This is a genomic window from Streptomyces sp. NBC_00986 (genome assembly GCF_045162565.1).
Classification (GTDB): Bacteria; Actinomycetota; Actinomycetes; order Streptomycetales; family Streptomycetaceae; genus Streptomyces.
The window spans coordinates 106,171-126,420 of sequence record NZ_CP108733.1 but is presented as its reverse complement, the minus strand read 5'-3'; the positions used below and the strand labels follow the sequence as shown (position 1 = coordinate 126,420).

Genomic DNA, 20,250 nt, shown 5'->3' with positions numbered 1-20,250 from the left:
CCGCACGACTGGAGTCGCCGCCATGCGGTACCACCCGCCCGTGCCACCCGCCGCCCCCGTGCGCTTCGGCGTCCTCGGCTGTGCCGAGATCGCGCGCCGCCGCATGATGCCCGCGATGGCGGCCGCGCCGGACGTCGAACTCGCCGCCGTCGGCAGCCGTTCGGCCCACACCGCCGCCGCCATGGCCCGCCGCCACGGCGGCCGCCCGGTCGCCGGCTACGCGAACCTCCTCGCGGACGACGGCGTGGACGCCGTGTACCTCCCGCTGCCCGTCGCGCTGCACGACCAGTGGGTCGAGGCGGCGCTGCTCGCGGGCAAGCACGTCCTGGCCGAGAAACCGCTGACCACCGACCCCCGTCGCACCCGGGAGCTACTGGCGCTGGCCCAGCGGCGCGGTCTGGTGCTGCGGGAGAACGTCATGTTTGTCCACCACCCGCAGCACGCCGTGGTACGTCGGCTCCTCGCCGCGGGGGCCATCGGCGAACTGCGCGCTCTGCACGCGGTGTTCGCCATTCCCGCTCGCGCCGACACGGACATCCGTCACGACCCGGAACTCGGCGGCGGCGCCCTGTGGGACGTGGGGCTTTATCCGGTGCGGGCGGCGGTCCATCTGCTCGGCCCCGGTCTGGAGACGGTCGGCGCGACCTTGTCCGTCGGCGCCGGACGCCGCGTCGACACCGCCGGCGCGGCCCTGCTGCGCCGTGCCGACGGCGTCACCGCGCAGCTGACCTTCGGCATGGAGCACGCGTACCGCAGCGCCTACCAGGTGTGGGGCAGCGCCGGCCGGATCACTGTCGACCGGGCGTTCACCCCGCCGGCCGACGAGGGCCCGCGGATTCTGCTGGAGCGCTCGGGGGGCACGGAGCCGGTCGAGGCGGCCGCCGCGGACCAGGCCGTGCGGACGCTCGCTGAGTTCGCCGCCGCGGTACGCACCGTGCGCGCCGGCGGCACGGACGCCCACGACCACACGGACCTGCTGGCCCAGGCCGATCTGCTGACCGCGATGCGCGCGGCCGCCGCGCTCTGAGACGAACCCGGCCCGCGGGACGTGGCGGCCGCGCAGTTCGGGAGAGACACCCGCTGGTGCCTCTCCCGGGCGGATCATGCCGCTGGCGCCGGCCGCCGGCGCAGCGGTTCCCACCAGGCGCGGTTGTCGCGGTACCAGGCCACCGTCCCGGCGAGGCCGGCGACGAAGTCCGTGAGCGGGCGGTAGCCGAGTTCTTCGGTGATCTTGGTGCAGTCGACCGAGTACCGGCGGTCGTGCCCCTTGCGGTCGGTGACGTGCCGCACGCTGTCCCAGCCGGCTCCGCATGCTTCGAGGAGCAGGCCGGTCAGCTCCCTGTTGGAGAGCTCGGTGCCGCCGCCTATGTTGTAGACCTCACCCGCCCGGCCCCGGGTCCGCACCAGCTCGATTCCGCGCACATGGTCATCGACGTGCAGCCAGTCCCGCACGTTGCCGCCGTCGCCGTACAGCGGAACGGTGCCGCCGTCGAGGAGGGCGGTGATGAACAGCGGGACGAGCTTCTCCGGGAACTGGTACGGACCGTAGTTGTTGGAGCAGCGCGTCACCCGTATGTCGAGACCGTGCGTGCGGTGGTGGGCCAGCGCGAGCAGATCGCTGGACGCCTTGGTCGCGGAATAGGGCGAGTTGGGGCTGATCGGGTCCGTCTCCGGCCAGGACCCGGTGTCGATCGACCCGTACACCTCGTCGGTGGAGACGTGCACGAAGGTGCCCACCCCGTGGCGCAGCGCCGCGTCGAGCAGCGTGTGCGTCCCGGCCACATTGGTCTGCACGAAATCCGTGGAGCTCTCGATGGACCGGTCGACGTGGGACTCGGCGGCGAAGTGGACCACCTGGTCGTGCTCGGCGGCCAGGGCGTCTACGAGCGTGGCGTCGTTGATGCTGCCCCGGACGAACGACAGCCGTCCGCAGTCCCGCACCGGCGCCAGATGGGAGAGGCTGCCCGCATAGGTCAGCTTGTCGAGCACGGTGATCCGGACGGCCGGGTCGCCCTGCGGACCCAGCAGCGTACGCACGTAGTGCGAGCCGATGAATCCCGCTCCACCGGTGACCAGGATGCGGGCCGCCGTCATCGCGTCCCGCTTGCGTCGGCAAGGCCGGCCCGGCAGTCCGCGTAGCGCGGGAGCATGCCGAGAGCTTCGGCTTCGGCCAGGGAGACCGCGGCACGGTCCCGTGCGGAGAGCGTGAACTCCACGTTCTTCGGCCAGGGCAGGCCGAGCGTGCCATCGAACGGGTCGATGGCCTGCTCCAGCTCGGCCCGGTAGGGGGTGGACACCAGGTACGACATCACCGTGTCGTCCTTCAGGGACAGGAAGGCGTGACCGACCCCCTCCGCGAGGTACACCGAGCGGAACGTCCTCGTGTCCATCCGCACGGTGTCGCAGACTCCGAAAGTGGGCGAGCCCAGACGCAGGTCGACCACGATGTCGAGGGCCCTGCCCCGGGCGCAGTGGACGTACTTGGCCTGGCCGGGCGGCATCGTGGTGAAGTGGATGCCACGCAGCACGCCCCGGGCCGACCTGCTGTGGTTGGTCTGGGCCACGGGGAAGCGGTGGCCGACAGCAGCGACGAAGGCCTCGTCCTGCAGGGGCGAGACGAAGACCCCGCGCTCGTCCCGGTGGACCTGCGGGGTGAACGCGAAACATCCCTCGACGGCGAGCGCACGGACCTGGGTGCCGGCGACCTCGGTGATCCGTTCGGCGTGCGTGGTCACGGCCGCCTCACCGCACGACGTCGAGGACGGGCAGCGGGAAGACCAGTTTGCCGCCACCGGCCGTGTACGCGCGCTCCCGCTCCACGAACCCGTCCCGGTAGATCCAGGGCAGGACGAGGAGCTGGTCGGGCCGGCGGGACCTCGCCTCCTCCTGGGACACGATCGGGATCCTGGTGGCCGGGGTGAAGGCGCCGTGCTTCTCCTCGTTGACCTCGCCGATGCAGGGCAGGTCGTCCGCGGTGAGTCCGCAGTACTGCAGGATCACGTTGCCCTTGGTCGATGCCCCATAGCCCAGGGTCAGCTTGCCTTCCTTGCGTGAGGTGTCGAGGAACTCCACCAGCTCCTCGCGGTAGCGCCGCACCCGGGAGGCGAACGCCTCGTACGGTGCCATCGTGTCCAGGCGAAGCGCGGCTTCCCGGGCACGGATGAGCTCCAGGGACGTCTCGTCCACCGGGCGCGGGGAGTCCTGCCGGGCGAGCACGGCACACAGGCTGCCGCCGTAGACGTCATTGAGTTCGGCGTGGACGACCTTCAGCCCCGCGCGCCCGGCCATCCACTCGATCTGCTGCAGCGCGTAGTACTCGAGGTGTTCGTGGCACACGACGTCGTAGGCCGTCGCCTCCAGCATCGCCGGCATGTAGCTCTGTTCCATCAGCCAGACGCCGTCCTCGGCGAGGATGTCGTGGACGTCCTGCATGAACTCCAGGGGACGCGGCAGGTCGTAGAACATGGCGACCGAGGTGACGATCTTGGCGCGACGGTTCCCGAACCGGTCGGTGAAGGCCTTGCGGGAGAAGAACTCGGTGATGAGCTCGGTGTGCTCGGGGTAGAACGCGCGGAACTTGCCGCCGGTCGGGTCGATGCCGACCAGGTCCGGCCGCTCGTCCGGGGCGCAGGGGTAGCCGCGCAGCAGCGTGGAGTCGTTGCTGCCGATGTCCACGACGAGATCACCCGGACCGGCTCCCGTCAGCTCCATCAGGGAGGCCGCCTTGCCCTGCAGATGACGGATCATGAACTCGCCGAGACCTGACCGGTAGCCGTAGTGGTCCCCGTACATCAGCGAGAAGTCCGTCGTGTGCAGCAGCTGCACCAGACCGCAGCCGTCCGGCGCCGAGCACTTGACGAGCTCCAGCGGAACAGCGGGGATCTCCTCCTCGCGCGTCTTGGGGAAGATGCTGGTGACAGCCTGCCGGCCCAGGTCCAGCACCGGCACCAGCGAACGGTTGCCGCAGATGCGGCACTTGTCGATCTTCATGTGACCTCCATCGAGGAACGGGTCTGACCCGCGCGGCGCCCCATTGTGGGGAGGAAACCCTCGAGCAACGGTCGACCAGTGGTCGGCCCACTGCCGCTCCACCACGGCACGAGCACCTCCCGGAACCTTCTGTAGCGATCCAGGAGCCAAGGTGCGGAGGACTGAGGTGAAACGGATGCTGTCCCCTTCAGGGCGGGCCCGGAGCGGGCGCGCCACGAGCGCCATGTGGATCAGGCGCGTCCTGGCCGACTACGTCCTGGCGCCCGTCTGGCGAAGCCTGATGGCCTACGGCGCGATGTTCGTCGGCCACGTCGACCAACGGGCCGATTCCGCGGCGCTGTACGGCTGTTACGGCCTCTACCGGGGCGCGGGCTGGAGCGACTGGCCCGCGACGCCGTGGCTGTCGGAGAGGCTGCTGCTGTCGCCAGGGCTGCGCGGGCTGCCCGAGGGACACCCCGAGCGGCTGTGCAAGGGCGTGCCGCTGTCCGAGGCGGAGCAGCAGCTGGCGCGCGAACTGTGGCCCGGTCACCGGAGCGGCGGCCGCGGCCCGACGCAGAGTTGACCACGATTCGAGCGGGCGGCCGGAGCCTGGCGGCGACCACCGGGCCGACAGGAAGGACCGCCCATGACCGTGCACGAGGTCCTGGCCGCCGTGCGGGAGCTGGTGCCGCAGATCCGGGCGCGTGCCGAGGAGAGCGAGACGGCGTGCCGGATCCCGGACGTCACCGTCAAGGAACTGCGGGAGACCGGATTCTTCCGGCTGCTTGTGCCGCGCGCCCGCGGCGGGCTCGCCGCCGCGCCCCAGGCACACTTCACCGCCGTCCGTGAACTCGCCGCCGCCTGCGGCTCGACCGGCTGGGTGGCGTCCGTCTTCGGCATCCACCTGTGGCACGTGGCACTGTTCGACCCACGGGCCCAGCACGACGTGTGGGACGACGACCCCACCGCCCTGGCCTGTTCGTCGTACGCCCCCTCGGGCACCGCGACCGCAGTGGGCGGCGGCTACACGCTCAGCGGGCGCTGGCAGTTCTCTTCGGGATCCGACCACGCCACCTGGGTGCTCCTGGGCGGCCTGGTGCCGCGGGGAGAGGCCGGGCCGCCCGGGATGAGGGCGTTCCTGCTGCCGCGCGCGGACTGCCGCGTCGAGGCCAACTGGGACACGGTCGGGCTCCGCGGCACCGGCAGCAACGACATCCTCGTCGAGGACGTGTTCGTCCCTGCCCACCGCACCGTCGAGGTCGGTGTGCCCGACGGCCATGTCTTTCCCGGCTGGGAACTCAACCCGGAGCCCCTCTACCGGGTGCCGTTCCCCGCCATGTTCACCACCGCGGTCGCCGCGCCGGCCGTAGGCATCGCGGAGGCCGCCTACCGGGACCACTGCGCGGTGCTGCGCGCGCGGATCGCCGAGGGCACGGCGCGGCCCGGTGACCTCGACCCGGCGGGACTGCTGCGGATCGCCCGCGGCAGCGGCGACATCGACGCGGCCTGGCGCGGGCTGATCGGGAACATCGAGGAGCTGTCCGCGTGCGCCGAGCGCGGCGGGCGACCCTCACTTGCCCTGCGCGCACGCACCCGGCGGGACCAGGTACGGGCCACGGAGCGGGCGATGGAGGCCGTCGACCTGCTGATGGCGCACGCCGGCGGAAACGCCATGCGGACCGGCTCCGGTGCACTGCAGCGTGCCTGGCGGGACGTGCACACCGCGCGCGGGCACGCCGCCAACGACTCCCAGCGCGGCCAGCTTCCCTTCGCACAGGAGGCTCTGGGCATCGACGTGCGGGAAACCATGGTGTGACCGGACGCGGTGCGGCACCCCGCGCCGCGTGGGACAACGGCAGACTGCCCGTTCCGGCCGAAGGCGACGGCTCGGCCGGAACGGGACGCCAACGGCGCGGGGGAGGAGCCCGGGCCGCGGTCGGATTCCTCGCGCCGCTCAGGCCGGCTGCGGGATCAGGACGCGGCCCGCCTGCAGTTCGAGGCGGGTGCCCCGGAACGACGCCCGCAACCGGCGGTCGTGGCTGACCACGACGAGAGTGCCGGCGTAGTCCGCGAGAGCCCGTTCCACCTCTTCGACCAGGACCGGCGACAGATGGTTGGTCGGCTCGTCCAGCAGCAGCAGGTCCACCGGGCGGACCACCAGCCTGGCCAGGGCCAGGCGGCGCCGTTGCCCCGTCGACAGCGTATCCACCGAAGCGGTGAGCGCCTCGGGGCGGAACAGGCCGAGGGCCAGCAGCTCCTCCTCGTACTCCTCGGGCAGCCCGGGCCGGCCGTGAGCGAAGGCCTCCAGGACCGTCTGCCCCGGGAGCCCGGCCGTCTCCAGCTGGCGCAGATGGCCGACGGCCCGCGGACGCGTCACCGAGCCCCGCCCGGGCGGCAGTTCCCCGGCGATGACCCTCAGCAAAGTCGTCTTGCCCGCTCCGTTGGCGCCGGTCACCAGCAGACGTTCCCCGGGGGCGAGCCGCAGATCGTCCACCCGCAGCCGGTCACCGACCACGACGTCCCTCAGCTCGACGGCCGGTCCCTGCGCGAGCTCGCCGTCATCCGTGGTGCGGACGGCCCGGCTGAAGTGCAGCGGATCCGGAGGACGGGGCACCGGCTCGTCGTGCAGCCGGCGCAGCCGTTCGTTGGCGTTGCGGACCTTGTGCGAGGTGCCCGTGGACGTCGCCCGGGGCCGTGCCGCGCCGGACCCGCCGTTGCTGAGCGCGACCCGCTTGCCGATCGTGGCGAGCTGGGCACCCGCGGTCCGGGACAGCCGCCGCTGCCGGTCGATCTCCGTCAGCCAGTCCTCGTACTCCTGTTCCCAGCGGGCCCTGGCCGCGGCCTTCGCGGACAGGTAGCCGGCATAGCCGTTGCCGTAGCGGTGCACGGTGTGCGCGGCGTCGTCCACCTCCAGGACGGTGTGGGCGACGGCTTCCAGGAACGTCCGGTCGTGGGTGACGACCACCACGGTGCCCGAATGGCGCCGCAGACGGTCCTCCAGCCAGGCCGTTGCCCGGTCGTCGAGGTCGTTGGTGGGTTCGTCGAGCAGCAGCAGCTCCGGGCCGGACGCCAGGGTCGCGGCCAGGGCGAGCCGGGAACGCTCCCCGCCCGACAACTCGTCCAGGCGGCGGCCGCGCTCGAGGCCGGGCAGCCCGAGACCGTGCAGGGCGATGTCGACCCGTGTGTCGGCGCCGTAACCGCCCCGGGCCTCGAACTCGGCCCGAAGTGCGCCGTACGCGGCCAGTTCCTCGGCGGAGAGCGCGGCCATCCTCTCCTCGGCCGCGGCCATCTCCGCCTCCAGGGCGCGCAGTTCGGCCAGGGCGTGGTCGATGGCGTCCTGCACCGTGGCACCGGGCGGCAGGCCGAGTGTCTGGGCCAGGTAGGCCAGGCCGCCGGGCGCCTCGACGGTCAGGTCGCCGCCGTCCGGCCGTTCCACGCCCGCGATCAGCCGTAGCAGCGTGGACTTGCCGGAGCCGTTGTCGCCGACCACGGCCGCCTTCTCGCCGGGGCGGATGGTGAGGGACACGTCGTGGAGGACGATCCGGTCGCCGTAGCACTTGGTGACGTCGTTCAGTGTGAGCTGGGCGGGGGATGACGGTCGGTGGGTACGCAAAAGGATTCTCCTGATTCTCGTCAGCACTGAGGAGAGAGCCGGCGGCAGCGGCCGGCCGGCACGGGGTGCTTGCCGGAGGCGTCCTCGCGTCCGGCGACGAGAATCACAGGAAGTAGATACCCATGGGACGAGAGTAGGCCGGGACCGGTGGCCGCACCACCTGTTTTCTCGCATGCCGGCGCCCGTCGGACGGGGAGGAAAGGTCCGACGGGCGCCGCTCGGCAGACCGCCTCAGACGGTCACGGAGACGTTCGGGGGCTGTGCCGGGTCGACGGCCAGCTGCTGGGCCAGAGACCCCTTCTTGCGCTTGAGGAAGGGCTTCTCCACCCAGCGGTAACTCGCCTCGGCGAGAAGATAGGCGGCCGGGATGCCGATCGCCGCGATGCCCACGTCGGCCCAGGCCCAGCCGTGCACGGTCGGCGCGTGCAGCTCGAACAGCCGGCCGAGGATGACCATGTGCAGCAGGTAGATGCCGTACGAGATCAGGCCCACCCGGACCAACGGCCGCCAGGACAGGACGCGTTGGAGCCTGCCCTCGTTGCCCGCGAAATAGAGCACCGCACCGAAGAACAGCCCGGCGACCGAGTACTTCCACACCCATTCGTAGTCCGAGGCGAGCAGCACCGGGTAGCCGAGGTCGCTGCGGAAACCCTTGCCGTCGGCGAAGCCCTGGGCGACCAGTGCGGCGGTCACGACGGCGAACAGGGCGACGGCGGCCTTGGCGAAACCGGCCAGGTGCTTGCGGACCTCGGGCAGCGCGGTGCACGCACCGATCGCGAACACGTCCAGGTACGAGGCGGGGGAGCAGTAGACGACCATCGCCTGCAGCGGCTTGATCGGGAAGTGCGTGGCGTCCATGAGCAGCCACACGCCCCAGCGCAGCAGCGGGCCGGCGAACGCCAGAACGACCGAGGCGCGCACGAACCAGCGGCGCGGCAGGAAGAAGGCGAGCAGGGCCCAGACCACGTACAGCTGCACCTCCACGCCGAGTGACCACACCTGGGCGTACAGCACCATCGGGGTGGGCTGGAAGTCGTGCAGCATCGCGGACAGGTTCCACGTCCACGTCCACAGGTACGGCAGGTCGCGGGTGAGGATCTTGTCGCCGCCGACCAGTGCGACGACCGTCAGCCCCGCGACGAACAGGAAGTACAGCGGGGCCAGGCGCAGCAGCCGGTTGCGGAAGAAGTTCTTGGCCCGCTGGGCCCGGCTGAGCTCCGGGTGGGAGAGCAGCGTCCGGGTGATGAAGTGGCCGCTGAGCACGAAGAACATCGGCACGCCGAGCCAGCCGAACTTCAGCTGACCGGTGTGGTAGAGGATCACGGCGAGCACGGCGAGGGCGCGCAGCCCGTCGAGGGCGGCCACATGGGTCTGCCGGGCCGCCGGTGCGGCACCTCCCGGAAGGTCTCCAGGACGCCCGGTACCCGGGCGTTGCAGGGTCGTGTCTGTCATGGTGCTGGCTCCGAATCCGTCGCTGGGTATGGGGGTACTGGGGGCACGGGAGACCGGGGAAGGGGTCACTGCGGGGCGCGGGTGCGGCGGCGCGGGCCGGGCGGCGCGCCGCCGGTCTGTCACAGGAGGAGGAAGCCGCCGCTGACCGGGAGGAAGGCGCCGGTCATGTGGGTGCTTTCGGGGCCGGCCAGGAAGGCGACGGCATTGGCGACGTCCTGCGGCTCGCCGATCTTGCGCAGGGGGGTTGCCTGGATGACCGGTTCGAGCTTGCCGGCGTGCTGGTCGCCGGCCGACACGAGCAGGTTGGGACTGCGGGTCGCACCCGGGATGACGGTGTTGACGCGCACACCCTTCGGACCCAGTTCCAGGGCCAGGTGCTTCATGGCGGACTCGACGGGCGCCTTCGTCAGGCCGTGACCGATCGTGCCCACCAGTTGCGTGCGGGCGAAGCTGTCGGAGATGAAGACGATCGCCCCCGACCCGCGTTCGGCCATGCCCGGGGCGACGGCGGCGACGGGACGCAGCGCGGCGCGCGCCTGGGCGGCCATGTTGTCGACCAGTTCGTCGACCTTCATACCGAGGAACGGCCCCCGCAGGTGGGAGCTGTATCCGGTCGTGTTGAGAACGAGGATGTCGACGGGACCGAGCTGCTGTTCGGTCTGGGCGAGCACGGCGTCGGTCTGGCCGGCGTCGGTCACGTCGCCGGCGACGGCGACGGCCCGCCCGCCGGCCTCCCGGATCGAGGAGACGACCTCGGCGGCGGCATCGGCCGAGCTGCGGTAGTTGACGGCGACGGCCGCGCCACGCGCGGCGAGTTCGCGGGCTATGGTGCCGCCGATCTCCCGGCTGGCGCCGGTGACCAGTGCGACCTTGCCCTTGAGCTGTTCGGAGTTCGGCATGGTCCAGACGCTATGGGCGGCTCTTGGAGCGTGTCTTGAGCCGTGCTCGACCGCCCTCTCGGTGCCCGACCGCTGCCGCCGCCGGCACCTTGCCGGCGGCGGAGGCAGCGGTGCGGGGCGTCAGCGCAGGTCGTCGCGGCCTACCTTGCGGTCCTGGATGAGCAGGCGGCCGCCCTCGTCGCGCACCAGCACGTCGGTGCAGGTGCAGACGCGGTGCACCCGGGAGTCACCCCCGAGAGGAGAGGCGAAGACGGTGGTGTAGGAGTGCACGACGACCGAGCCGTCCGGCTGCGGCACCACGTCGAAGACCCCCGGCCAGTGCCGGTGCTGCTCGCCTGCCTCCGCGAGGGCCGCCGCGCTGCGCCGGACGGCGGTGGCCAGGCCCGAACGCCCCACCACGGGCTCCGGCAGCGTGGGCACCGAGAAGCTTGCGTCCTCAGCGAAACCCGCCGCCCACGCGTCGGCCTCGCCCCTGTCGAGCTGGTGCATGTGGCGGGCGTAGAACTGCTGAACCTCCGCGTACAGGACGGCGAACGCGGTGGTGCTCGCGTCGGTGGCCTGCGGCTGGAACTCGGTCTGCGTAGTCACTGTGTCTTTCCCTCCATGGCGCGATCGGGCGCGGTGGTGTGTGGCACGACATCCTGCGCGGCCACGATCGAGCCGCGTTCGAGTCCGCATGCAGCGCACGGTCCGGCGGCCCCTGTCGAGGCGAATTCCAAGAGGCCTCGAGAACGGCCCGGAAATGTTGGCGGCGCCAAACCCAGCGTGGTGACGAGGCAAGGACCTGGAGGCACACCGTGACGAAGATCCAGCAGCATTCCGCCAGCGACGAGGTGGTCGTAGCGGCCCCGGCCGCGGTGGCGCGCGGCCTGGTCGACGACGTCATCGGCTGGACACAGCTGCATACGACCGCTGTCCACGCGGAGATCCTCGAGGACGACGGCACCGAACAGCTCATCCAGCACTGGGCCGTCGCCGACCGGCACTCGGTACGCACCTGGAAGGTCCGTCGCACCAGGGAGGCGGACCGCATCTCCTTCGTGCACGTGCCGGCCGAGCACCCGTTCGCCTCGCTCAGCGGCGAGTGGACTTTCAAGGAGCAGGACGGCAAGACCGTGGTGACCCTGCGCCACGACTTCACCCTGGCCGAGGGCGAGGAGGGCCGTCTCGACGAGGTCACCGACCGGCTGCACGCGGGCAATCAGGACTACCTGCGGGTCCTCGGCTACGCCGCGGAGAACGGCGAGGAGCTCGACCAGCTGATCATCCGCATGGAGGACCCGCTGTTCATCGCAGGTGACATCAAGGACGTGTACGACTACCTGTGGGAGGCGGACAAGTGGGAGGAGCGCATCCCCCACATCGCCAAGCTGGACCTCGAACAGCCCGCCGACGACGTCCAGTTCTTCGACATGGACACCTCCACCCCCGACGGCTCCTCGCACCGCACCCGCTCGGTCCGCATCGCCATCGAGCCCGACATCATCGTCTACAAGCAGACCGAACTGCCCGTGCTGCTCGACGGCCACACCGGCCACTGGAAGTTCACCCAGACCCCCGAGGGCGTCATCGCCGAGGCCCGGCACACCGCGACGATCAAGCCGTCCGCGCTGCACATCCTCGGCGAGGGCACGACCGTGCAGGACGCGCGCAATTACCTGCGCCGGGTCCTGAGCGCCAACAGCATGAGCAACCTGCGGCTGGCCAAGGCGTACGCGGAGGAGCGCGCCGGTGTCTGAGCTCCCGTCCGTCCCGGCGCTGCCGCTGGACGGGCTGCTGCGCCGGGCCGCCGAACGCGGCCCCGGCCACCCGGCCGTCCGTGACGAGCGGGGAGCGACCGGCTACGCCGAACTCGACGCGTACGCCGACCGGTTCGCCCGGGCCCTGCACCGGGCCGTCGGCGGCCGCGGCGCGGCGATCGGCGTGGCGAGCGTTCTCGACGCGGTGTTCGCGGCGGCCTTCTACGGCACCAGCCGCAGCGGCAACCGCATCGTGATGATCAATCCGCTGGTCCGGGAGGCGGCACTCGAGCACATCTTCCGCACGGCCGGCATCGAGATCGCCGTGGTGCCCGAAGAGACGGCCCGTCGGCTGCAGACCGTGCGGAAGAACCTGCCGGCGCTGCGCGAGGTGTACGTCATCGACGCGGACCCGGAAGGGACACCGCTCCAGGGCACCCGGCCGCTGGCCGACCTGTTCGCGCAGGAGGAGCCGGAGACGACGGCCCCGCTGCCCGATCCTGCCACCCGCCCTCTGGACGAGGTCGTCTGCATCCAGTTCACCAGCGGCACCACGGGTCCCCCCAAGGGCGTCATGCTCACCCACCGCAACCTGGTGACCAACGCCGTGCAGGTCGCGCACGTTCAGGGACTCGACAGCGCGTCGGTGTGCCTCAACCATCTGCCGCTCTACCACCTGATGCACCTCAATGCGACGGTGTACGCGGGCGGTACGCAGGTGCTGTGCCACGACCCGGACCCGGTCCGCTCGTTCACGGCCGCGGCTGAGGCGGCGGCGACCCACTACTTCTCCCTGCCCGTACGGCTGGCCAGGCTGGTGGCCGACGAGCGGTTCGCCGGCGTCGAGGCGGGACCTGCCCTGCGCGTGGTCGCCTCCGGCGGCTCGGCGCTCGCCCCGGCGGTCGCCCAGGCCCTGAGCGACCGGCTCGGCGTTCCCGTCATCCAGGGCTACGGCCTCGCCGAACTCTCCCCGCTCAGCCACAACGACCTGCTCGGCGACAGCCGGCCGGGCTCGGTCGGACCGGTCGTGCCGGGCACCGAGTGCCGGATCGTCGACCTGGACACCGGCGCCGACGTCGCCGCCGGAGAGAAGGGCGAAGTCCTGCTGAGGGGACCGCAGTTGATGGCCGGCTATCTGGGCCTGCCCGACGCTGCGGACATCGACGCGGACGGCTGGTTCCACACCGGGGACGTCGGCCACGAGGACACCGGCGGCCGGCTCTTCCTCGTCGACCGCATCAAGGACGTCTTCAAGGTCGGCAACGAACTGGTGTCGCCGAACGAGATCGAACGGCTCCTCTCCCACGACCCGGACGTCGCCGACTGCGTCGTCGTCGACTACCCCGACGCGTTCAGCAGCGCCGTGGTGTGGGCGGGTGTCGTCCCGGCCGGTCAGGGCCCGGTGGACCTCGCGGCCCTGACCGGCCGGGTCAACGCGCAGCTTGCCGAGCACCAGCACATCCGCCACGTCGAGGAGCTGACCGCCGTACCGCGCTCGCCCAACGGCAAGGTCGACCGGCGCCCGCTGCGCGAACGGCTGCGCAGCGCCGCGGCGGTGTAGGACCAGGCCCCCGGCCACCACACCACCCAAACCAGAGCAGGAGAGCACCGTGGTGACTTTCGTCAACAAGCTGACCATCAACGGCGACGTCGAGGAGTTCTTCCTCATCAAGGATTCCCTCACCGAATTCATGTCGGTCCAGCCCGGCTACCGCAGCTCGTCGATGCTGCGTCAGATCGGGCAGCCGAACGTCTTCATCGAGCTGGCCGAGTGGGATGACGCCGCCTCGCACCAGCGTGCGGTGCGCAGCGACGCGTTCCAGGCGCGGGTCAAGGGCCTCGGCGGCCTCGCAACCGTGGAGCCCGGCCTCTACCAGGAGGTCACCGAGGGCGGGGACAGCGGTGTCTGACGCAGCACAGGTGCTGGTGGCGGGGGCCGGCCCGGTCGGCCTCACCATCTCGCACGAACTGGCCCGGCGCGGGTTGCGGGTACGGCTGATCGACGCGGCTCCCGCACCCGCCACCACCAGCCGTGCGGTGGCCACGCATCCGCGCACCCTGGAGACGTACGACCAGATGGGCGTGATCGGTGAGATCCTCGCCCAGGCCCAGCAGATACGGGCCTTCACCATGTTCAGCAGCGGCCGCCGGCTGGTCCGGCTGGACGCGGACTACTCGACCATGCCCACCCGCTACCCGTTCACGGCCATCGTGGAGCAGGTCGACACCGAGGCCGTCCTACGGGCGGCCGTCGCCCGGCTCGGCGTCACCGTCGAGTGGGGGGTGCGGCTGACCGGCTTCGAACAGGAGGACGGCCGGGTCGTCGTCGCCCTCGAACATGCCGGCGGGAAGACGGAGTCCGTCGAGGTGCCCTGGCTCGTCGGCTGCGACGGTGGCCACAGCACCGTGCGCAAGACCCTGGGCCTGCCGTTGCTCGGCGAAGCCAGCGAGACATGGATGCTCGCCGACTCCCCGGTGGACGTGGATCTGCCGCGCGACAGCATCTACTGGATCCACATCGGCGCGCAGGCGTTGATGATGGTGCCGTTCCGGCGCGGTCGCCGCTGGCGCCTGCTGGACACCACCACCGCCTCGCCCGACACCCCGTCCGAGGAGATCGCCGCCCGCTTCGCCGAGAAGCTCACCCCGGGGCTCGGTCGCCCGGTCGACGTCCACGACCCCACCTGGACCTCAGTCTTCACCTTCCAGCAGCGGATGGTCCCGCGCATGGGCGAGGGCCGGGTCTTCGTCGCGGGCGACGCGGCCCATGTGCACAGCCCCGCCTCGGGACAGGGCATGAACACCGGCATCCAGGAGGCGTACAACCTGGCCTGGAAGCTGGCCCTGGTCGAACAGGGCCACGCCCGGCGGGAGCTCCTCGACTCATACAGCGCGGAGCGGGTCCCGATCGGAGAGCAGCTGCTGGGCTCCACCAAGAAGGCCACCTTCCTGGTCCAGCTGAAGAACACCTTCGCGCCGATCGCCCTGCCCCTCGTCTTCGGCGTCATCCGCAAGGTCACCCCGTTGCGCAAGAAGGTGCAGCGCAAGGTGCTCGGCAACATCTCCGGGCTGCTGCTCGGATATCCCGACTCGCCGCTGACCACGCCGGCAGCGGCCGGCCCGGGTCCGCTCCCGGGCACCCGTGCCTCCTCGGGCGCCGGGGCCGACCCGGACGACCCCGGCTGCCGCGCCTGGGCGGACGAACTCCGCGACACCCGCTGGACGCTGGCCGTGGCCGCGCCCGGTGCCGAGGACACGCCGACGGACACCGAGTGGCTGTCGGTACGGCTCCTGGACGACACCGTCCCGGACGTCCTCACCGCGGGTGGCACCCCCCTCGCCGACCCGAACGGCCGACTGCGCGCTGCCCTGGGCCTCGGGCCCGGCGGCTGGCTGCTGGTGCGCCCGGACGGCTACGTCGCCGCCCGGGGCACGGTACTGCACCGCAGGTCGCTGGCCCGGGCGCTGGCGGCCGCGCACCTCGACCGCCCGGGGACCCGGGCCGGGACACCGGCGCTGAGCACGCAGGGCACGGCGCCGTAGCACCGACGGCCGGACTCGTGCCCGGCCGGACCAGCACGGTCGTAGCACGACCGGACCAGCACGGACAGGTACGGAGACGAGTACGCATGGACATGGGACTCAAGGACCGCACGGTGCTGGTCACCGGAGCGTCCTCCGGCATCGGCGCGGCCATCGCCCGGGCCTACTCCGCCGAGGGCGCCCGGGTCGCCCTGACCTACCGCGGCAACCGCGACACCGGCGAACGGCTCGCCCACGAACTCGGCGCGCGCCAGGACCTGGCCATGGCGGTGCGGTACTCGCTTGCCGAGCCGGAGACCGTGGAGTCCGCCGTCGCCGAAGTCACCGAGCGCTGGGGCGGCATCGACGTGCTCGTCGCCAACGCGGTGCGCTGGGCCCCGCGGCGGCCCCCGGGCGAGCACTTCGAGGACGTCGCGACGGGAGACTGGCTGGCGTTCCTCGACGACAACCTGGCACCGACACTGCGCACCGTGCAGCTCGCCGTGGCCGGCATGCGCGAGCGGTCATGGGGCCGGATCGTGCTCATCTCCTCGCACGTGGCGCTCGACGGCCACCGCGGCCAGGAGTTCTACGGCGCCGTCAAGTCCGCGCTGCACGGCTTCGCCCGGAACCTCGCCTGGGACGTCGGCACCGACGGCGTTCTGGTGAACGTGATCTGCCCGGGTCTGACCGCCACCGAGCGGGTGCTGTACGGCCTGCCCCCGGAAATCCGGGAGCGGGAGACCAGGCTGACGTCCACGGGCCGGCTCAGCACCCCCGAGGACATCGCCACCGCCGCACTCTTCCTGGGCTCGGCGGCCAACGGCAACACCACCGGCCAGATCGTCACCGTGGCCGGCGGCCGGTGAACCGACGACAAGACGAAAGGCACGGCATGACCACCACCGAACCGACCGCCCCCGCCCGCGAGGAAGTGCTCGCAGGCGCCGCGCCGTACACCAGCCGCATCCTCTCGACCTACGACATGTGGGTGCTGGGATTCGTCTGCCCGGTGGTGTGGGGCTGCCCGCGCGACGAGATGCTGCGGCAGTACAACCGGTCCGTCGGCGCCCGCCACCTGGATCTCGGTCCCGGCACCGGCTGGTTCCTGGAGCGCGCCGCCTTCCCGACCCTGACCCCCGAGCTCACCCTCGTCGACCTCAACGAGGGGGTGCTGCGCAAGGCCGGCGGACGGGTCGCACACCTGCGCCCGCAGCTTCTCAAGCGCGATGTGCTCGCCCCCCTGGACCTCGGTGAGGAGACCCGGTTCGATTCCGTCGCGCTGAACATGCTCATCCACTGCCTGCCGGGAGACATGGCGCACAAGGCGACCGTCTTCGACCATGTCCTGCCCCACGTGGCACCCGGCGGCCGCATCTTCGGCTCCACCGTGCTGGCCAAGGGTGTGCAGCACGGCAGGCTCGCGCCGAAGGCGCTGGAGAACCTCAACGACGGCAACGGCCCGATGAACAACCTCGACGACTCGCTGGAGGACCTGGAGTCCGAACTCGCCGGCCGCTTCAAGAACATCCGGCTCGCGGTGCGCGGCTCGATCGCGCTGTTCGACATCACGATCGACTGAGAAAGGGGAACCGCCGTGTCCGTCGCAAGGAACGACATGACCGGCTTCATGCTCACCCATGACCTCATCCGCCGTGCCGTGCCGGAACTCTCCGAGCGGCTGACCGCCGCTGAACCAGGCGACGGCGCGGCGGTACGGAGGATCGTGCGCTGGTGGGGGGTGTTCACCACCATCCTCAACCGCCACCACGAGGTCGAGGACCGCCTGGTGTGGCCGGTGGCGATCGCCGCCGCGCCCGGGCTCGCCGATGCCGTCACCGAGATCGAGGGTCAGCACGCCACTCTCGACGGCCATCTGGAACACATCGACGCCGGGCTCGCCGGGCTGTCCGAGGCGCTGGCCGACACCTGGCACGAGAGGGTTGCGGCACTGCGCGAGACCGTGGCCGTCTTCGACGCCGTCCTGGAGGAGCACCTGATCCTCGAGGAGCGCACCCTGGTGCCCGCCCTGGAGACCACCGTCGGCCCTCAGGCCTTCGCGGCGCTCGGTGCCGCGCTGGCCCGTGACCACTCCCCGCAGAGCGTCGCCACCGAGATGCCGATGGTGGTCGCGCACGCGGGCGAGGCGCAGCGCGAGGTGATGCTGGGCCGCATGCCGGCGCCGGTGCGCCAGCGCTTCCTCACCGAGTGGGAGCCCCGCTACCAGGAACTCGTCGACTCACTCCCGGGCGGCCGGCATCCGGCCCGCGCGGCCTGACCGTAACCCCGCCCCTCGGCACATGGCGCCGGCACCGCGTCCTACGCGGTGCCGGCGCCATGTGTGCGGCCGGTGGTCGCTCAGGTCCCGGACGGACGCATCAGGATCCGGTCGAGGATCCTGTCCAGGAAGTGCGCGGAGGGCTCCTGGCCCGGCTGCGAACGCCAGGCCACGAAGCCGTCGGGCCGTACCAGCACGGCGCCGCCGGCATCCACGCCCAGCGCGCCCGGCCAGCTGCCCGCCTTGTCGGCCAGGTCCGTGCCGATGCGCACCACGCGGAGGGCCGTGCTGTCGTCCGCGGCCCGGGCCCAGCCCTCGCCGCCCGGTCCGGCCAGCAGCACGAGCGCGTCATGGAACAGCTCGATGCTCGACAGCTCCCGGGCGCCGTCCGCCAGCGGGAGGTGCGGGGCCCGGGTGCCGGGTTCGCCGTCCAGCTCCTTGGGGTGCAGGGCGGCCGGCCCGTCGGGGCGCGCGCCGAGCACGGCGGGGGAGTCGTAGCGGTAGCCCATGACGACCGCCAGGATGTCCAGCGGGCCCTGCCCGTCGCTGCGGCCCGCGGCCCGGTCGCTCTGGCGCTCGGTGGCGAAACGCGCGGCCAGCCGGGCCACCGGGCGCCGCTCGCTCTCGTAGGTGTCGAGCAGCCCCTCTCCGGCCCGCCCGGACAGCACCGCGGCCAGCTTCCACGCGAGGTTGTGGGCGTCCTGGACACCGGTGTTGGCACCGAGCCCGCCGGTCGGCGGGAACACGTGCACCGCGTCACCGACGAGGAAGACCCGGCCGTCGCGGTAGCGGTCGGCCACCCATGCGGTGAGCTCCCACGGGTGGGCGAGCCTGCTGCTGCCCGGGATCGCCGGGACGGCCCGCGCGGGCAGGCCGGGCACGCCGACGGCGGCACGGAACAGCTCCACACAGCGCTCGGGCGTGAAGTCTTCGGTGCTCTCGCCGCGTTCGGGGTGGTAGGGGACGATGAGCAGCCAGCGCTCCAGTGTGTCCAGCGGGGTGAGCAGGGTGCCGGGTTCGGGCTCGTCCAGGTAGCACAGGGCGACCCGGCGGCCGCGCAGCGGCTCGGTGAGGTCGGCCTCGAAGACGACGCTGACCACGGGCGTCGCCTCGGCGATGATGTCGCGGTCGATGCCCAGGCTCTCCCGGATGCCGGAGCGGTGTCCGTCGGCGGCGACGAGGTAGTCGGCGCGCACGACGGTGCGTTCGCCCAGGATCCGGTCGACGATGACCGCGGTGACCCCCGTGCCGTCGTCCTTGTACGAGACAAGCCCGGTCGAGAACCGCACATCGGCACCGCGCCGGACCGCATGCCTGCGCAGGATCGGCTCGGCCGTGCTCTGGTCGACGAGAGCCGGGTCGCTCGGGCTGAGCCCGGCGAGGGTCTCGGGTGCCGGGCGCACCTCGCGCAGGATCTCCTCGCCTGCCAGCGTCACCGCGCGGCAGCGCTCGTCGAACTCCTGGAAGATCGACTGGGGCGCCGAACGGATGTCCGCCTCGACGCCGTGGGACAGATAGACCTCCATCGTACGGGCGTTGATGTTGCGCCCCTTGGGCAGCACGGACGTGTCCTGGTGCCGTTCGACCACTACGACGTCGACGCCCTGGTCGCGCAGGAACAGGGCGGCCGACAGGCCCACGATCCCTCCTCCCACGATCAGGACCTGGGTGGTGAGCTCGGGCATACGTCTCCCTCTCTTCGGTCGCTGCGGATTGTTCGGCTCACGCCGTCTGCCGTTCTCGCCGAACGGCCGGACAAGGCTGCCTGGGGGCGGGCGCCCGGCCGGCCATCGCGGCGTCGGTGACCGCGACGCCGGCCAGAGCGGCCTCCACCCGGTCCACCAGGCCGTCGTCCAGGTCGACTTCCAGAGCGAGCAGGGTGTCGCGGAGCTGGTCGGGGCGGGAGGCCCCGGTGACGGCGCAGGACACAGCGGGATTGCGCAGCACCCAGGCCAGGGCCAGTCGGGCCGGGGTGAGCCCGGCCTCCTTCGCGAGCGGCACCAGTGCGTGGACGGCGGTGAGCACCGCCTCGTCCAGGTAGTTCCACCGGTTGAGGGACTTCGCGCCGCCCTCGGCACCGGCCGCCCGGCTGCCCTCGGGCAGCCCCTGCCCGGGCCGGTACTTGCCGGTCAGCACCCCGCCCGCCAGCGGCGACCAGACCATCTGGCCCACGCCCGCCTCGGTGCAGGCCGGCATCACCTCGCCTTCGATGACCCGCCACAGCAGCGAGTACTGCGCCTGGTTGGAGACCAGCGGAAAGCGCAGTTCACGGGCGAGCGCTGCCGCGGCGCGGATCTGCGGGGCCGTCCACTCCGAGACGCCGATGTAGAGCGCCTTGCCGCTGTGCACGAGGTCGGCGAAGGCCGACACGGTCTCCTCCAGCGGGGTCTGCCCGTCCCAGCGGTGCGCCTGGTAGAGGTCGATGTAGTCGGTGCCCAGCCGGCGCAGCGAGGCCTCCGCCGAGTCGCGGATGTGCTTGCGGGAGAGCCGGCCCTCGTTCGCGCCCGGCCGCGGGGAGCGGCCCACCTTGGTGCACAGCACCAGGTCCGAGCGGCGCTGTCCGGCCAGGAACGTGCCGAGCAGCTCCTCCGCCCGGCCCTGGGCGTAGGCGTCGGCGGTGTCGAAGGTGGTGATCCCGGCGTTCAGTGCGGCGTGCACACAGGAGCGCGCGGCCCCGTCGTCGATCTGGTTGCCATGGGTCAGCGAGTTGCCGAACGCCACCCGGCTGACCATCAGACCGCTCGTGCCCAGCGCTGCGTACTGCATGATCTGCTCCTT

The 20,250-nt window shown here is 71.8% G+C and carries 19 protein-coding genes; 10 read left to right on the top strand and 9 right to left on the bottom strand.

The window, feature by feature from the left end; genetic code table 11:
* The first annotated feature begins 22 nt into the window (after positions 1 to 22).
* Positions 23 to 1,027, top strand: a complete 1,005-nt coding sequence (locus tag OG504_RS00395; RefSeq protein WP_405987819.1) for a Gfo/Idh/MocA family protein — start codon at positions 23 to 25, stop codon at positions 1,025 to 1,027.
* A gap of 74 nt (positions 1,028 to 1,101) precedes the next feature.
* Here the strand turns inward: OG504_RS00395 and rfbB are convergent, their stop codons facing one another.
* The 3 genes from rfbB to OG504_RS00380 are packed head-to-tail and all read right to left on the bottom strand — an operon-like array spanning position 1,102 to position 3,990.
* Entirely contained in the window at positions 1,102 to 2,094 is a 993-nt protein-coding gene (gene rfbB / locus OG504_RS00390) for a dTDP-glucose 4,6-dehydratase (RefSeq protein WP_405987818.1), read from the bottom strand.
* On the bottom strand, positions 2,091 to 2,735 hold the full coding sequence (locus tag OG504_RS00385; protein ID WP_405987817.1) for a dTDP-4-dehydrorhamnose 3,5-epimerase family protein: 645 nt from the start codon (positions 2,733 to 2,735) through the stop codon (positions 2,091 to 2,093). The genes rfbB and OG504_RS00385 overlap by 4 nt, the downstream gene beginning before the upstream one ends.
* 7 nt (positions 2,736 to 2,742) lie before the next feature.
* Positions 2,743 to 3,990 (bottom strand): class I SAM-dependent methyltransferase, encoded by a 1,248-nt coding sequence (locus tag OG504_RS00380; protein WP_405987816.1) that lies wholly within the window; start codon positions 3,988 to 3,990, stop codon positions 2,743 to 2,745.
* 175 nt (positions 3,991 to 4,165) lie between these two features.
* Between OG504_RS00380 and OG504_RS00375 the strand changes: the two genes are divergently transcribed.
* Together OG504_RS00375 and hsaA are read left to right on the top strand one after the other, a co-directional pair.
* A complete protein-coding gene (locus OG504_RS00375) occupies positions 4,166 to 4,552 on the top strand; it encodes a DUF6059 family protein (protein ID WP_405987815.1) in 387 nt (128 codons plus the stop codon).
* Positions 4,553 to 4,615: 63 nt separating this feature from the next.
* Positions 4,616 to 5,785 (top strand): 3-hydroxy-9,10-secoandrosta-1,3,5(10)-triene-9,17-dione monooxygenase oxygenase subunit, encoded by a 1,170-nt coding sequence (hsaA, locus tag OG504_RS00370; protein WP_405987814.1) that lies wholly within the window; start codon positions 4,616 to 4,618, stop codon positions 5,783 to 5,785.
* A 138-nt stretch (positions 5,786 to 5,923) separates the two neighbouring features.
* On the opposite strand, the gene abc-f is transcribed toward hsaA, so the two are convergent.
* The 4 genes from abc-f to OG504_RS00350 all read right to left on the bottom strand — a co-directional run bounded on the left by abc-f (position 5,924) and on the right by OG504_RS00350 (position 10,521).
* Entirely contained in the window at positions 5,924 to 7,582 is a 1,659-nt protein-coding gene (abc-f, locus tag OG504_RS00365) for a ribosomal protection-like ABC-F family protein (RefSeq protein WP_405987813.1), read from the bottom strand.
* Positions 7,583 to 7,813: 231 nt separating this feature from the next.
* Positions 7,814 to 9,034, bottom strand: a complete 1,221-nt coding sequence (locus OG504_RS00360; RefSeq protein ID WP_405987812.1) for an acyltransferase family protein — start codon at positions 9,032 to 9,034, stop codon at positions 7,814 to 7,816.
* Between the two features lie 119 nt (positions 9,035 to 9,153).
* Positions 9,154 to 9,933 carry an SDR family NAD(P)-dependent oxidoreductase gene (locus tag OG504_RS00355; protein ID WP_405987811.1) on the bottom strand — a complete coding sequence of 260 codons (780 nt, stop codon included), beginning with the start codon at positions 9,931 to 9,933 and terminating at the stop codon, positions 9,154 to 9,156.
* A gap of 120 nt (positions 9,934 to 10,053) precedes the next feature.
* Positions 10,054 to 10,521: a nuclear transport factor 2 family protein gene (locus OG504_RS00350; protein ID WP_405987810.1), complete on the bottom strand. Its 468-nt coding sequence runs from the start codon at positions 10,519 to 10,521 to the stop codon at positions 10,054 to 10,056.
* 209 nt (positions 10,522 to 10,730) lie between these two features.
* On the opposite strand from OG504_RS00350, the gene OG504_RS00345 reads away from it, so the two are divergent.
* The 7 genes from OG504_RS00345 to OG504_RS00315 all read left to right on the top strand — a co-directional run bounded on the left by OG504_RS00345 (position 10,731) and on the right by OG504_RS00315 (position 17,472).
* Positions 10,731 to 11,672 carry an SRPBCC family protein gene (locus OG504_RS00345; RefSeq protein WP_405987809.1) on the top strand — a complete coding sequence of 314 codons (942 nt, stop codon included), beginning with the start codon at positions 10,731 to 10,733 and terminating at the stop codon, positions 11,670 to 11,672.
* Complete coding sequence (locus OG504_RS00340) at positions 11,665 to 13,233, top strand: class I adenylate-forming enzyme family protein (RefSeq protein WP_405987808.1); 1,569 nt, start codon at positions 11,665 to 11,667, stop codon at positions 13,231 to 13,233. The genes OG504_RS00345 and OG504_RS00340 overlap by 8 nt, the downstream gene beginning before the upstream one ends.
* Before the next feature lie 49 nt (positions 13,234 to 13,282).
* Positions 13,283 to 13,582 carry an antibiotic biosynthesis monooxygenase family protein gene (locus tag OG504_RS00335; protein ID WP_405987807.1) on the top strand — a complete coding sequence of 100 codons (300 nt, stop codon included), beginning with the start codon at positions 13,283 to 13,285 and terminating at the stop codon, positions 13,580 to 13,582.
* Complete coding sequence (locus OG504_RS00330) at positions 13,575 to 15,215, top strand: FAD-dependent monooxygenase (RefSeq protein ID WP_405987806.1); 1,641 nt, start codon at positions 13,575 to 13,577, stop codon at positions 15,213 to 15,215. The genes OG504_RS00335 and OG504_RS00330 overlap by 8 nt, the downstream gene beginning before the upstream one ends.
* Positions 15,216 to 15,301: 86 nt before the next feature.
* Positions 15,302 to 16,063: an SDR family NAD(P)-dependent oxidoreductase gene (locus OG504_RS00325; protein WP_405987805.1), complete on the top strand. Its 762-nt coding sequence runs from the start codon at positions 15,302 to 15,304 to the stop codon at positions 16,061 to 16,063.
* Positions 16,064 to 16,089: 26 nt separating this feature from the next.
* Positions 16,090 to 16,776, top strand: coding sequence for a class I SAM-dependent methyltransferase (locus OG504_RS00320; RefSeq protein ID WP_405987804.1), 687 nt, complete (start codon positions 16,090 to 16,092; stop codon positions 16,774 to 16,776).
* Positions 16,777 to 16,791: 15 nt separating this feature from the next.
* Positions 16,792 to 17,472 (top strand): hemerythrin domain-containing protein, encoded by a 681-nt coding sequence (locus tag OG504_RS00315; RefSeq protein ID WP_405987803.1) that lies wholly within the window; start codon positions 16,792 to 16,794, stop codon positions 17,470 to 17,472.
* A gap of 80 nt (positions 17,473 to 17,552) precedes the next feature.
* On the opposite strand, the gene OG504_RS00310 is transcribed toward OG504_RS00315, so the two are convergent.
* Together OG504_RS00310 and OG504_RS00305 are read right to left on the bottom strand one after the other, a co-directional pair.
* Positions 17,553 to 19,157 (bottom strand): FAD-dependent oxidoreductase, encoded by a 1,605-nt coding sequence (locus OG504_RS00310; RefSeq protein WP_405987802.1) that lies wholly within the window; start codon positions 19,155 to 19,157, stop codon positions 17,553 to 17,555.
* A 37-nt stretch (positions 19,158 to 19,194) separates the two neighbouring features.
* The gene (locus OG504_RS00305; protein WP_405987801.1) at positions 19,195 to 20,238 is read right to left on the bottom strand and encodes an aldo/keto reductase family protein; all 1,044 of its coding nucleotides are present in this window, start codon (positions 20,236 to 20,238) and stop codon (positions 19,195 to 19,197) included.
* Positions 20,239 to 20,250 lie beyond the last annotated feature (12 nt).

Excerpts from the sequence above, each read along its gene's own strand:
- OG504_RS00395 (WP_405987819.1), top strand. The coding sequence starts at position 23 with ATGCGGTACCACCCGCCCGTGCCACCCGCCGCCCCCGTGCGCTTCGGC.
- rfbB (WP_405987818.1), bottom strand. The coding sequence starts at position 2,094 with ATGACGGCGGCCCGCATCCTGGTCACCGGTGGAGCGGGATTCATCGGC.
- OG504_RS00380 (WP_405987816.1), bottom strand. The coding sequence starts at position 3,990 with ATGAAGATCGACAAGTGCCGCATCTGCGGCAACCGTTCGCTGGTGCCG.
- OG504_RS00375 (WP_405987815.1), top strand. The coding sequence starts at position 4,166 with ATGCTGTCCCCTTCAGGGCGGGCCCGGAGCGGGCGCGCCACGAGCGCC.
- hsaA (WP_405987814.1), top strand. The coding sequence starts at position 4,616 with ATGACCGTGCACGAGGTCCTGGCCGCCGTGCGGGAGCTGGTGCCGCAG.
- OG504_RS00360 (WP_405987812.1), bottom strand. The coding sequence starts at position 9,034 with ATGACAGACACGACCCTGCAACGCCCGGGTACCGGGCGTCCTGGAGAC.
- OG504_RS00355 (WP_405987811.1), bottom strand. The coding sequence starts at position 9,933 with ATGCCGAACTCCGAACAGCTCAAGGGCAAGGTCGCACTGGTCACCGGC.
- OG504_RS00325 (WP_405987805.1), top strand. The coding sequence starts at position 15,302 with ATGGACATGGGACTCAAGGACCGCACGGTGCTGGTCACCGGAGCGTCC.
- OG504_RS00320 (WP_405987804.1), top strand. The coding sequence starts at position 16,090 with ATGACCACCACCGAACCGACCGCCCCCGCCCGCGAGGAAGTGCTCGCA.
- OG504_RS00310 (WP_405987802.1), bottom strand. The coding sequence starts at position 19,157 with ATGCCCGAGCTCACCACCCAGGTCCTGATCGTGGGAGGAGGGATCGTG.
- OG504_RS00305 (WP_405987801.1), bottom strand. The coding sequence starts at position 20,238 with ATGCAGTACGCAGCGCTGGGCACGAGCGGTCTGATGGTCAGCCGGGTG.